Origin of the sequence: Paraburkholderia sp. CHISQ3 (assembly GCF_030464945.1) — a bacterium.
GTDB classification, from domain to species: domain Bacteria; phylum Pseudomonadota; class Gammaproteobacteria; order Burkholderiales; family Burkholderiaceae; genus Paraburkholderia; species Paraburkholderia megapolitana.
The window spans coordinates 219,413-232,682 of record NZ_JALPRG010000006.1; the positions used below are offsets into that span (position 1 = coordinate 219,413).

At 63.1% G+C, this 13,270-nt stretch carries 9 protein-coding genes; 6 read left to right on the forward strand and 3 right to left on the reverse strand.

All coding sequences use genetic code 11. The annotated features are described in order from the left end of the window. Positions 1 to 11: 11 nt before the first annotated feature. The 4 genes from M0D65_RS16005 (at position 12) to M0D65_RS16020 (ending at position 6,736) form a co-directional block, all read left to right on the forward strand. On the forward strand, positions 12 to 1,211 hold the full coding sequence (locus M0D65_RS16005) for an amidohydrolase family protein (RefSeq protein WP_266253560.1): 1,200 nt from the start codon (positions 12 to 14) through the stop codon (positions 1,209 to 1,211). 34 nt (positions 1,212 to 1,245) lie between these two features. After that, positions 1,246 to 1,794, forward strand: coding sequence for a (2Fe-2S)-binding protein (locus M0D65_RS16010; RefSeq protein ID WP_266253561.1), 549 nt, complete (start codon positions 1,246 to 1,248; stop codon positions 1,792 to 1,794). Beyond that, positions 1,791 to 5,426, forward strand: coding sequence for a molybdopterin cofactor-binding domain-containing protein (locus tag M0D65_RS16015; protein ID WP_266253562.1), 3,636 nt, complete (start codon positions 1,791 to 1,793; stop codon positions 5,424 to 5,426). Before M0D65_RS16010 ends, M0D65_RS16015 begins: the two co-directional genes overlap by 4 nt. 92 nt (positions 5,427 to 5,518) lie before the next feature. After that, the gene (locus M0D65_RS16020; protein ID WP_266253563.1) at positions 5,519 to 6,736 is read left to right on the forward strand and encodes an ABC transporter substrate-binding protein; all 1,218 of its coding nucleotides are present in this window, start codon (positions 5,519 to 5,521) and stop codon (positions 6,734 to 6,736) included. A gap of 64 nt (positions 6,737 to 6,800) precedes the next feature. On the opposite strand, the gene M0D65_RS16025 is transcribed toward M0D65_RS16020, so the two are convergent. Next, positions 6,801 to 8,129 (reverse strand): aspartate aminotransferase family protein, encoded by a 1,329-nt coding sequence (locus M0D65_RS16025; protein ID WP_266253564.1) that lies wholly within the window; start codon positions 8,127 to 8,129, stop codon positions 6,801 to 6,803. Positions 8,130 to 8,313: 184 nt separating this feature from the next. On the opposite strand from M0D65_RS16025, the gene M0D65_RS16030 reads away from it, so the two are divergent. Beyond that, positions 8,314 to 9,723, forward strand: a complete 1,410-nt coding sequence (locus tag M0D65_RS16030) for a PLP-dependent aminotransferase family protein (protein WP_266253565.1) — start codon at positions 8,314 to 8,316, stop codon at positions 9,721 to 9,723. A 33-nt stretch (positions 9,724 to 9,756) separates the two neighbouring features. Here the strand turns inward: M0D65_RS16030 and M0D65_RS16035 are convergent, their stop codons facing one another. After that, positions 9,757 to 10,371, reverse strand: a complete 615-nt coding sequence (locus tag M0D65_RS16035) for a LysE family translocator (RefSeq protein ID WP_266253786.1) — start codon at positions 10,369 to 10,371, stop codon at positions 9,757 to 9,759. A gap of 506 nt (positions 10,372 to 10,877) precedes the next feature. On the opposite strand from M0D65_RS16035, the gene M0D65_RS16040 reads away from it, so the two are divergent. After that, positions 10,878 to 11,234, forward strand: a complete 357-nt coding sequence (locus M0D65_RS16040) for a hypothetical protein (RefSeq protein ID WP_266253566.1) — start codon at positions 10,878 to 10,880, stop codon at positions 11,232 to 11,234. A 414-nt stretch (positions 11,235 to 11,648) separates the two neighbouring features. Here the strand turns inward: M0D65_RS16040 and M0D65_RS16045 are convergent, their stop codons facing one another. Beyond that, the gene (locus M0D65_RS16045) at positions 11,649 to 13,223 is read right to left on the reverse strand and encodes an FAD-dependent oxidoreductase (RefSeq protein ID WP_266253567.1); all 1,575 of its coding nucleotides are present in this window, start codon (positions 13,221 to 13,223) and stop codon (positions 11,649 to 11,651) included. Positions 13,224 to 13,270: the final 47 nt, after the last annotated feature.

A 13,270-nucleotide genomic window follows, 5' to 3' on the forward strand; every position in this document is an offset into this window, starting at 1 on the left:
AGGAGGAACAGATGGCAGTAGAGACGTTGGCAGGCACATCGGGCAAGGTCGTCGTGAAGCGCATCGGCCTCTTGTTGTCCGGCGACATCGATCACCCTGTGCTCGATGCGGACACGCTCGTGATCGACGACGGTGCGATCGTTGCGATTGGCCGTGAAAAGGATTGCGACACGGAAGGCGCGCTGACGACGATCGATTGCAGGGGCACGACGGTGGCGCCTGGTCTGATCGATTCGCACGTGCACCCGGTGTTCGGCGACTGGACGCCGCGGCAGAATCAGATGGGCTGGATCGAGTCAAACCTGAACGGTGGCGTGACGACGATGATCTCGGCGGGCGAGGTGCATTTGCCCGGCCGCCCGAAAGACATCGTCGGTGTGAAGGCGCTGGCGATTACCGCGCAACGTTCGTTCGAGGGGATGCGCGGAGCGGGCGTGGGCGGCGGCGTGAAAGTGCTGGCGGGTGCGCCGATCATCGAAAAAGGCATGGTCGAAGCCGACTTCAAGGAGCTTGCGGATGCGGGCGTGAAACTGCTCGGCGAAGTGGGACTCGGCAGCGTCAAAGCCGGTGAAGAGGCGGCGCAGATGGTTGCGTGGGCACGCAAGTACGGCATCCAGAGCACGATTCACACGGGCGGTCCGTCAATTCCCGGCTCAGGCCTGATCGACAAGGACGTCGTGCTTGCCGCCGACGCCGACGTGATCGGCCACATCAACGGCGGCCATACGTCGCTGTCTTATCGACATGTCTGCGACCTGTGCGAGCAATCGAGCCGCGCGCTCGAAATCGTCCACAACGGCAATGAACGCATTGCACTGCTCACCGCGCGTCACGCCATCGAACTGAAGTGCCCGCACCGCATCATCCTCGGCACCGACAGCCCGGCTGGCTCGGGCGTGCAACCGCTCGGCATCCTGCGGATGATCGCGCTGATCTCGAGCCTCGCCGACGTGCCCGCCGAAATCGCATTCTGCTTTGCGACCGGCAACACCGCGCGCCAACGCAATCTGCGCCAGGGTTTGATCGAAGTGGGCCGTCCCGCCGATCTCGTGTTCATGGATCGCGCGCAGCACACGGCGGGTGCGACGCTGCTCGAAAGCGTGCAGCTCGGCGATATTCCAGGAGTGGGGATGGTGATGATCGACGGATTGATCCGCTGTCGTCGCAGCCGCAATACGCCGCCCGCGACCGAAGTACCGGTCGTCCTGTAGGCACGGCGCGCTTACGCCTACGCCGCCGCTCGCGATGAACCGCACCGCTACCCTGACGCTCGACGTAAACGGTGCGTTACACACGCTCGCCGCCGATCCCGATACACCTCTGCTGTATTTGCTGCGTAACGATCTCGCGTTGAACGGGCCGAAGTTTGGCTGCGGCCTCGGCGAGTGCGGCGCGTGTACGGTGCTGCTCGACGGCATGCCGACGCGCTCGTGTGTGACGACGGCGCGGGTTGCACAGGGGCGTGCGATTACGACGCTCGAAGGGCTTGGTACGCGCGTAGCGCCGCATCCGGTGCAGCAGGCATTCATCGATGAACAGGCTGCGCAGTGCGGCTACTGCCTGAACGGCATGATCATGACCACGAAGGCGCTGCTCGACCGTGACCCGACACCTGCGCTCGATACGATCCGGCGTGAGCTGTCGCGCAATCTGTGCCGCTGCGGCACGCACGTCGAGATCCTGCGCGCGGTGCAGCGTGCGGTGCAGTTGCTGGCCGAGGCACGCGACAAGGCGCATCAAGCGGCGCTTGTAGACCAACACCCGCCTGAGCACATCGCCGGAGAACGCTCGTGACCGGCCCCGAATTCGGCGTACCGCGCGATCCACAGCCTGGTTTAACTTCGCCGCAGCGGCTCGATTTCGCTTCGAACGTGCTGATCATCACGCGCATGCCGCAGGCACCGGTGCAGCCCGCGCCGGGTCAGCCGGGCTCGCGCTCGTCGTTTGTGCCGACGCAGACCGAGATGTTCGTCGTCGTGCGCGGCGACGGTAGCGTCGTCGCGTTCAACGGCCACGTCGATCTAGGTACCGGCATCGGCACAGCGCTTGCGCAGATCGTTGCCGAAGAACTCGACGTGCCGCTGACGCGCGTATCGATCGTGCTCGGCCATACACGTGAAGCGCCGAACCAGGGGCCAACCATTGCGAGCGCGACGATCCAGATTTCCGCTGTGCCGCTGCGCGCGGCCGCAGCGCAGGCACGCCGTTTTCTCGTCGCCGAGGCGGCGAAGCACTTTGCGCTCGGCACCGAAGCGCTGGCAGTGCGCGACGGCGTCGTCTATCCGCGCGACGCGGCACCCGCGCAAGGCATCGGCTATGGCGAACTGATCGCGGGACGTCGCATCGAATTGCCGCTGGTGCTCGATACGCCGGTGAAGTCGCCTGACGACTACAAGGTCGTCGGCCGTAGTACGCCGCGTATCGACATCCCCGCGAAAGCTACCGGCGAGCCGGTGTTCGTGCACGACGTTCGTGTGCCCGGCATGCTGCATGGACGTGTTGTGAGGCCGCCGTATGCGGGCGTCGCGCAGGGCGACTTCATCGGTCGGTCGTTGTTGCACGTGGACGAAGCATCGATCGCCGATCTGCCTGGTATCGTGAAGGTCGTCGTGATCCGCGATTTCGTCGGGATCGTCGCCGAGCGCGAAGAGATCGCGCAACAGGCGGCGCGCCGTCTGCACGTGCGCTGGAAACCCTACGACGAACTGCCGCCGCTAGAAACGAGCGAGCAGGTCGAAGCCGCGTTGCGCGCGAATCCGTCGAAGCGGCGCGACCTCGTGATCGAAGGCGACGTCGACGCGGCGCTTGCACAGACCGATGACACGTTGCAACGCACGTATGTCTGGCCGTTCCAGATGCACGCGTCGATCGGACCGTCGTGCGCGGTTGCCGACTATCGCGAAGGCTCACTGAAAGTCTGGTCCGGTACGCAGAACCCGCACTCGATGCGTGCCGATCTCGCGCTACTGCTCACACTCGACGAAGCGCAGATCGAAGTCGTCCGCATGGACGCGTCCGGTTGTTACGGCCGCAACTGCGCGGACGATGTCGTGGCCGATGCGGCATTGCTGTCGCGTGCGGTCGGCGTACCGGTGCGCGTGCAACTATCACGTGAAGACGAACACGCGTGGGAGCCCAAAGGCGCGGCGCAATTGATGGACGTGCGCGGCGCACTCGATAGCGAAGGGCAACTTGCCGGTTACGACTTCTCGACACGCTATCCGTCCAACGATGCACCGACGCTCGCGCTGCTGCTCACAGGCACGATCTCACCGCAGCCGCAGGTGTTCGAGATGGGCGACCGAACGGCGGTGCCGCCCTACGACTACAAGACGATGCGTATCGTCTGCGACGACACGCCGCCGATCGTGCGTGCATCGTGGTTGCGCGGCGTGTCGGCATTGCCGAATACGTTTGCACACGAATCGTTCATCGACGAACTGGCTGAGCAGGCGGGGATCGATCCGGTTGCGTTTCGCTTGCAGCATCTAACCGATCCGCGCGCCATCGATCTGGTGAACGCAGTGGCAGAGCGGGCGGACTGGACGTCTCGGCGCGCCGCGACATCGCCCGATGAAGCACACGAAGCAGAAGCCGCCGATCAAGGCGACATTCTGCGCGGCCGCGGCTTTGCCTATGCACGCTACGTACACAGCAAGTTTCCCGGTTTCGGCGCCGCATGGTCGGCATGGGTCGCGGATGTCGAAGTCAACCGGCGTAGCGGCGAACTGGCGGTGACGCGCGTCGTCGTCGGCCAGGATACCGGCATGATGGTGAACCCGGATGGTGTGCGCCACCAGATTCACGGCAACGTGATCCAGGCGACGAGCCGCGCTTTAAAAGAACGCGTGACGTTCAGCGATAACGCGGTGACGAGCCAGGAGTGGGGCGCGTATCCGATCCTCACGTTCCGCGAGGTGCCGGTCATCGACGTCGTGATGATGCCGCGCCACGGCGAGCCGCCGATGGGCGCCGGCGAATCTGCGTCGCTGCCCGGCGCGGCGGCGATTGCGAATGCACTGTTCGATGCGACCGGCGTGCGCTTTCGCCGGCCGCCGTTTACGCCCGAGGTGATTCGCGCGGCACTTGCCGATGCGCAGGCCGAAGAAGCGAGGGCGCGCAGAAAGAAGCGCTGGCGCTTCGGTTTTTTCGGTGCGCTCGCGGCGGGTGCGGTGGGCTGGCTCGGTGCGTTGTCGCTCGCACCGTCGCCGATTGCGCCGATCGCCACACCGCTAGCGAGTTCGTTCGCACCTGAGCTGATCGCGCGCGGCAAGCTGCTCGCTGCTGCCGGCGACTGTGCGGTGTGTCACACCGCGCGCAACGGCGTGCCGAACGCGGGCGGCCATCCGCTCGCGACACCGTTCGGCACGGTCTACAGCACCAACATCACGCCCGATTCACAGACCGGCATCGGCAACTGGTCGCTCGAAGCATTTACGCGCGCGATGCGGCAAGGCATCCATCGCGACGGACGGCACCTGTACCCTGCGTTTCCGTACACGTCGTTCCAGAACGTCTCCGACGACGACATGAAAGCGCTCTACGCGTACCTGATGGCGCAGACACCGGTACGCTCGCGACCGCCGCAAACGTCGCTCGCGTTCCCATTTAACGTGAGACCGCTGATGGCGGTGTGGAACAGCCTGTTCCTCACGCGTACAGCCGTCGCAAGCAATCCGGCGCAGAGCGCGCAGTGGAATCGTGGGGCGTATCTCGTGAACGGGCTCGGGCATTGCAGCGCGTGTCACTCGCCGCGCAACGCATTCGGTGCGGAGCGCACAGGTGCGGCGTTTCTCGGCGGCGGCACTGCGGACGGCTGGCAGGCGCCGGCTTTAACCGCGTTGTCCGACGCACCGGTACCGTGGACCGAAGACGAACTGTTCAGCTATCTGCGCTTTGGTCACGCACCGTTGCACGGCGTCGCCGCGGGACCGATGGGGCCGGTGGTGAGCGAACTTGCGGAACTGCCCGACAGCGATATCCGCGCGATGGCTACGTATCTCGCGTCGTTCACACCAGTGGAAGCGAACGCGAACCCGCATGCGCTTGCGCAAGAGTACGAGCAGGCGAGCAGCCAGATATCGACGGCGACGGGCCTCGGCGCGCGGCTCTTCGACGGCGCCTGCGCGGCCTGCCACCATACCGGCAGCGGACCGCAACTGTTCGGTGCGCATCCATCGCTCGCGCTCAATACGAACCTGCACGGCGTGGTGCCAGACAATCTGATTCGCGTGATACTCGACGGTATCGGCTCGCCGGCGCGGCCCGAACTAGGTACGATGCCGGCTTACCGCGACAGCTTCAACGATGCGCAGGTCGCCGAACTCGTGTCGTACCTGCGGCAGCAGTTCGCGGGCGGCAAGCCCGCATGGCGGAACGTCGAGGCGACGGTCTCGCGAATCCGCGCCACGCCGCACGCCGACTGAGCCGCACCGCACGACGACGCTTCGCACCCGGTTTCAGCAGTCCGCATTCGTATTCCTGTATTCCCGCATTTCCACCAATAACGGAGAAACGCATGACCACGCGCGCAGGATGGATGACCCAACTCACTCGCTGCCTTGTTCCGTTGACGCTGTCACTGGCCGCCACGGGCGCGTTTGCGCAGCAGACGATCAAGATCGGCGAGATCAACAGCTACAAGGCGCAGCCCGCCTTTCTCGGCCCCTACAAGAACGGCTGGAACCTCGCGCTCGACCAGGTGAACGCCGCGGGCGGGGTGCTCGGCAAGCAGCTCGAAGTCGTATCGCGGGACGATAACGGCAACCCTGGCGACACGATTCGTGTCGCGCAGGAACTGATTGCGCGCGAACAGGTGCAACTGCTGTTCGGCGGCTTCCTGTCGAACACCGGGCTCGCGTTGACCGATTTCGCGAAGCAGCGCCACATATTCTTCCTCGCTGCCGAGCCGCTGACCGACAAGATCGTCTGGGCCGACGGCAACAAATACACGTACCGTCTGCGGCCATCCACCTACATGCAGGTCGCGATGCTTGTGCCCGAAGCGGCGAAGCTGCATAAACAGCGCTGGGCGCTTGTCTATCCGAACTATGAGTACGGGCAGTCGGCGGTGGCGACGTTCAAGAAATTGTTGAAGGCCGCGCAACCCGATGTGCAGTTCGTCACGGAACAGGCGACGCCGCTCGGCAATCTCGATGCCGGCGCGGTGACTCAGGCGCTTGCGGACGCGAAGCCCGATGCAATCTTCAACGTGCTGTTCGGCGCGGACCTCGGCAAGTTCGTTCGCGAAGGCAACACGCGCGGGTTATTCAAGGACCGCAGTGTGGTGTCGCTGCTGACCGGCGAACCCGATTATCTCGACCCGCTCGGCGCGGAAGCACCGACCGGTTGGATCGTGACCGGCTACCCGTGGTATTCGATCGACACCGCTGCGAACAAGACCTTCGTCGATGCATACCGTGCGAAGTATCACGACTATCCGCGGCTTGGATCGGTGGTGGGGTACTCGGCGATGATGTCGATTGCGGACGGCCTGAAGAAAGCCGGCTCGACCGATCCGGACAAACTGGCGGCCGCGTTCAAGGGGCTTGACGTGGATACGCCGTTCGGACCGATCGTCTACCGCGCGCAGGACAATCAATCGACGATGGGGGCGTATGTCGGCGTGACCGGGCTGAAGGACGGCAAGGGTGTGATGACGTCGTTCAGGTATGTAGACGGTGCGAGCGTGCAACCGCCCGATGCCGATGTGAAGAAGATGCGTCCGGCGGACTGAGCGCGTCCGGAGCAGGTAGGGCCGCTTCGCTGATTTCGTTTGCGAGGCGGCCCGTTATACGACGTTACTGCACAGTCGCAAGCACGTTGCGCACGGTGCCGAAGATGTGCGCGATCTGCTCTTCGCTGACGATCAGCGGCGGCGAGAACGCGAGGATGTCGCCGGTAAAGCGCACCAGCACGCCCGCTTCGAAACACTTGACGAACGCTTCGTACGCACGCGCGCCCGGTGCGCCGTCGCGCGGTTCGAGTTCGATACCTGCGACCAGACCGAGATTGCGAATGTCCTTCACATGTTTCGCATCACGTAGCGCATGTGCCGCAGCTTCGAACGTCGGAGCGAGCGACGCGGCCCGGCCGAACAGATCGTCACGACGATACAGATCGAGCGTAGCGACCGCGGCGGCGGCAGCGGCCGGATGTGCCGAATACGTATAGCCGTGAAACAGCTCGATTGCGCCGGGCGCGCCGCCGTTCACGACGGTGTCGTGAATCGTGCGGCTCGCGGCGACCGCGCCCATCGGAATGGCGGCGTTGTTGATCGCCTTGGCCATCGTCAAAAGGTCCGGCGTGACGCCGAAATATTCGCTCGCCGTTGCCTTGCCGAGGCGGCCGAAACCGGTGATCACTTCGTCGAAGATCAACAGGATGCCGTGCTTCGTGCAGATGTCGCGCAGCTTTTGCAGGTAGCCCTGCGGCGGCACCAGCACACCGGTCGAACCGGCAACCGGCTCGACGATGACAGCAGCGATCGTCGATGCGTCGTGCAGCGTGACGAGGCGTTCGAGTTCGTCGGCAAGGTGCGCGCCCCACGCAGGCTGACCTTTCGAAAACGCGTTGTGCTCGAGGTTGTGTGTGTGCGGCAGATGATCGACGGCGGGCAGCAACGCGCCCGAATACGTCTTGCGATTCGGCGCAATGCCGCCAACCGAAATGCCGCCGAACCCCACCCCGTGATAACCGCGTTCGCGACCGATCAACCGCGTGCGCTGACCTTCGCCGCGTGCGCGGTGATAGGCGAGGGCGATCTTCAGCGCGGTATCGACCGACTCCGAACCCGAGTTCGTGAAGAAAATCCGGTCGAGTCCGGCCGGCATCAGTTCCGCGACCTTCGATGCCGCTTCGAACGCAAGCGGATGACCCATCTGGAAGGTCGGCGCGAAGTCGAGCGTATTGAGCTGCTGCGTGATCGCCGCAACGATCTCGTCGCGGCCGTGGCCCGCGTTGACGCACCACAGGCCCGCGCATCCGTCGAGCACCTCGCGTCCATCGGTCGTGCGGTAGTACATGCCTTTCGCCGATTCCAGCAGGCGCGGTGCAGCCTTGAACTGGCGGTTGGCGGTAAACGGCATCCAGAAAGACGACAGGTCGTCGATGACGGGGCGCGAAGTCACGGGTTATCTCCTCGAAGTGGTTTCCGCGGCGATTTCCATCAATAGACGGAAGTCCCCGCGGGACGGGCGTTGCGCAACTGTAGCGCCCGCGGTTAAATGGCGGACATAAACAGTTGACTCATTGTGCTGCCAGCTGTGCTGGTAGATTGGGGTCAACTGTATTGTTCAATCGACACCTCCCGCCATGATCGAACTCGAGCTGGACCGCGACCGCCGCACGGCGCCGACCCTTGTGGAACAGCTGGTGCAAGGCTTTGCGCGGGCGATCGATGGGCATTCGCTGCGCGCCGGCGCGTTGCTGCCATCGGTGCGGCAACTGGCCCAGACGCATCAGTTGAGCACCTTCACGGTCACTGAAGCCTATAACCGTCTTGTTTCGATGGGGCTCGTAGTCGCGCGTCGCGGTTCCGGCTACCGGGTCGCGCCCCGCGAGACCTCGCGGGCGAGCGCCGGGCAATGGCAGAACTGGCAACCACCTAGCCTGACCGCGACCTGGCTGCTGTCCGATGTGTTCGCGGACCAGTCGGTGCCGATCAAGGCGGGTGGCGGCTGGCTGCCGAACGAATGGATCAACGAAACGGGACTGCAGCACACGCTGCGTGCGTTGAGCCGGGTGCCGGCGGCGCGGCTTGGCGACTATGGGCATCCCTATGGCTTCGCGCCGTTGCGCGAGCGGATCGTCGAGCAACTGGACCGGCGCGGACTGCCCGTCGATGTATCGAACGTGTTGCTCACGCAAGGCGCGACCCAGGCGCTCGATCTGATCGTGCGCACATTGCTGCGTGCCGGCGATGCGGTGATCGTCGAAGATCCCGGCTACTGCAACCTGCTGCAGATTCTCAAACTCGCCGGACTGGTCGTGCATGGCGTGCCGCGCACGCCGACTGGCATCGATACCGATGTGCTCGAAGCGCTCGTCGCCGCACACCGGCCGAAGGCGATCTTCGTCAACACGACGCTGCAGAATCCGACCGGTGCGAGTTTCAATATGGCGGCTGCGTTCCGTCTGTTGCAGATTGCCGAACGACATCGCATGTGGGTGATCGAGGACGACGTGAGCCGTGAACTCGCGCCGCCTGGGGCGCCGATGTTTGCGGCGCTCGAGGGTTTGCAGCGCGTGTTGTATGTCGGTGGGTTTTCGAAGACGGTGACGCCTGCGTTGCGCTGCGGGTACGTGGTCGCCGAGCGCGACGTGCTGCGCGAACTCGCGCGTACGAAGATGGCGGTTGGGTTGACGTCGTCGGAGGCGATCGAGCGGATGGTCGACAAGGTGCTCGTGGAGGGACGCTATGCGCGTCACGTCGAAGCGGTGAACGAGCGTCTGAAGGCTACGCATCTGACGGTCGAGGCGCGTCTCGATGCGCTCGGGCTCGAAGTGTTTCACCGGCCGCGCGCGGGGTTGTTTCTGTGGGTGAGGTTACCGGTCGAAGCCGAGCGCGCGGCCGACATTGCGACCGCTGCGCTCGCGGACGGCATCTGGCTGGCACCGGGTTCGTACTTCCGTCCCGACGATGCGCAGAGTGCGTGGTTTCGCTTCAACGCGCCGTATTCGACCGATGACGCGCTATGGCGATTCATCGAGCGGATTCGTTGAGGGCGCTCGACGCGTTGTTGTCCGTGAGTTTTCTCAGGCCATCATCTTCAGTGCGACCGGATACAGCGACAGCACGAGTAGCACGGCCATCCCGACGTTGAACACGCGCAACCACACCGGGTTGGCCAGCAGATTCCGCAACGCCATGCCGAACGCAGCCCACAGGCAGATGCACGGCAGACCGACCACATAGAACAGCACGGCCATCAGCGTGGCATTGAGGCCGAAGTCCGCGCTCAGATGAACGGTCGTGGCCGCGGTCAGCACCATCATCCATGCCTTCGGATTGATCCACTGGAACGCGATCGCTTCATGAAAGCGCATCGGTCTGCGTTCGCCTTTGCGTACCTGCACCTGGCCCGAAGTGCCGATCTTCCACGCGAGGTACAGCAGATACACGACGCTCGCGGTTTCCAGCACCGTGTACAGCAACGGCCAGCGATGGAATGCTTCGCCGAGTCCGAAACCAACCGCGAGCATCAGCAGGACGACGCCCGCGCTAATGCCGAGGATGTGCGGCAGCGTGCGGCGAAAGCCGAAGTTCACGCCCGACGCCAGCAGCATCGTGTTGTTCGGGCCGGGCGTGATCGTCGTGACGAGCGCGAACAGGATGCCGGCGGGCAGGGCGCTCAGGGTAGCGAAGGACAGCATGGGAGGCTCCGGTAGAGTCGTTGCATGCAGTCTAGCGAATGTGACCGGTACGGTACCGGTACAGAATGATGGATGGTTTCCGGTACGGATGGGGCAAGGGAAAGTGCGCGCAGCCCCTGTATTTTCGCATTTCCGAACTCAACGGCTTACGGGGAATCCCAATGCTTCTCCGCTCAGCCGGGATTCGGGTAGCTGGCCCGCTGATTGGGTACGAGATCGAGTCACTCGCACGTCTGTGCAGGATGAGACCTGACACCGTCAGACATCTGTATCCACTGGAGATTAGCGGATACGGTCGCGGCGAGCTGATTGGGTATGCGTTGTATGGGCACTGACTTCCCGGTAGTCAACTGATTGTTCGGGGGAGGGAGAGGATCTGCCCGCTCTGTATTCGTGAGCACGGGTATCTTCTCGCAGAACACGCTCTCGTACTCGTGACGGCGTGCCCGATCCACCTGGTCCAACTGATTGATCGATGCCCCGGTTGTGGCACGTTCATATGGATGACTCGACCCGACATCTCGACGTGCCGGTGTGGGTATCACTTCGCGACAATGGATGTCGCGGCGGCGGCAGATGACGAGAAATTCATGGTGCACACCTTGCATTCATACTGGGAACTACCCGGATCGATGGTGGGTGATGCCGTCCTCGGGCATGATCGCCGACTACCGAACGCATCTTCTCTGGAGAAATTTCTTCTCTATCTGTCTGACTCGATAGCTAGCGGTGGCCACGATGCACTGACCGTGAAGCGAAGGTTGCGCGACGTACCGGTAGGTGAGATCAGGCATGAAATCGCAGCGTTGGCGAGCGAATTTTTTGGTGCTACGGAAATTCAGTCGGGAGCGATGCGCTGATAAACATGGCGACTTGGCGTGTGATACACGATTGCTTCCGGCGCCTTTACGCCGATCCGCGACGGGTGGACTACGCGTGGTGTCACACTGGAACGTCTTGGCGAGTAGTAGGTGCAGCAGCGAACCATTCGGTTGTTCCGGGCGAGTACAAGCCTATCATCGAGCGACATACCCGTCAGACTTACGATGCGCCGCTCTGACCATTTCATCGCACCGGTCAAGCGCATCCCCAGGCGCGACAGGTTCGCTCTAGAGGTCACCACAGTCGACAATCCGTCTGCTCAGGAAATAGAAACACACCGCAACCTTGCATGAGCGCCTTGAGGACATCCCAGATGACCGGGAGCGGTTGACACATGGCGTCGAACTGGTAGCCCGAGTCGGGAGATCGCATAAATGCTATGCCCGGACACGCTATTTGGAGCCGGGTTGCAGAGCGGCAAATCGCTCGGCCATGGCGGTTATGGTCAGACTCGGATTGACGCCAAGGTTGGCTGGGACACTTGAGCCATCCACCACAAAGAGGCCGGGCGCTCCGTGAACCTCATGCCGCGCATCGATAACCGAGTCGGCTGCGGATTGACCCATCGGACACCCGCTCAGAATGTGCGCAGTCGTGGACTTCCCACCAAGCGACTCGGAAAGAACATTCAGCGGCACACCGCCGGCCTCTTCGGCGAATATCCGCGTGGCGCGATTGGCGATGGGTAGAAAGCTGGGAATCGCGTGGCCAGACGGGATATGGCTGCTCAACACAGGAGAGAACGGCCACCACCAGCGGCGACCATAGCGCAGGCTCAGCGCATTCTCGGCGTCCTGCATGACGGTGAGCACCGACACGTGTTTTTCCCAATCTCGCATGAACATGTTGCGTCGTATCAGGCCGGGATTGAACAGGATCGACTTCAACGTCCCGAGGGCGCGGCGCCCGGGATCATTCCCGTCCACCATGGGTCCCAGGTAGCTTCGGAAGAACCGGTAGCCGTGGTCAAAACGGTTCTGGGTGATGTGTGTCTGCGCATCGGGGTGAAAGTCGGTCGATATGGCCGTGCCATCGCTGATGTCATCGTTGGACCTGTGCAGGATCGCCGTGATGGCTTCCGAGTTGGTACGCACCGTCTGTCCAAGAGTCTGCGAAATCGCGGGCAGCGTGCGATACGTATCCCGGTTGCGGAACAGCAATTGAAGCGTTCCGATGACGCCGGCAGCGACAATCACTTTAGTCGCGGTGACTTCCTCGATCGTGCGACCTGACACGGGCGAGACCAGTGAGACCCGGTAGCCGCCCTCGGGCAACGCTTCAATGCGCTCGGCCTTACGTTCGGGAAGGATGTTCGCGCCGCGCTTCTCTGCGAGATACAGGTAGTTCTGGTAAAGACTGTTCTTCGATCCGTGTTCGCAGCCAGTCAGGCAGCCGCCGCAGAACACACACCCTTTGCGTTCGGGGCCGGCCCCATCGAAGTACGGATCAGGTGCTGTTTCGCCAGCCGTTCCGAAGTAGATCGCATTTGGAACCGGGCCGAAGCTGGACTCCGCGACCATGCGTCGTGCCGTGCGCCGGAGCAATTCATCCTGCCGCGTCTGGCGGGGATTTGTCGCGACGCCCAGCATGCGTCTTGCGGTGCTGAAGTGCGGTGCGAGTTCGCGGCGCATATCAATGCCGAGTCGCTTGAAGACGGGATCGTTGTAGAAGGCATCTTTCGGTTCCAGCATCACCGAGCCCCACACAATGCTGCCTCCGCCGACACCGACTCCTCCCACGATCAGGACGTGGCGAAAGACGTGCTGCACGAAATAACCACGCAGCCCGAGCCTGGGAGCCCAGAGCAATTTCGATAAGCCACTCTTTCCCGCCTTGATTTCCTCGGGACCGATGCGGCGTCCCTGTTCGACCAGCGCCACACGCCAGCCTTTTTCCGCCAGCCGGAGGGCGGCGACAGAGCCGCCAAAGCCGCTTCCTATCACAAGATAATCGTACTGGTGGGTCATGGTGTCTTATCTAAAACGCCTGCCGTCACGCGCTCGCGATGATGGAT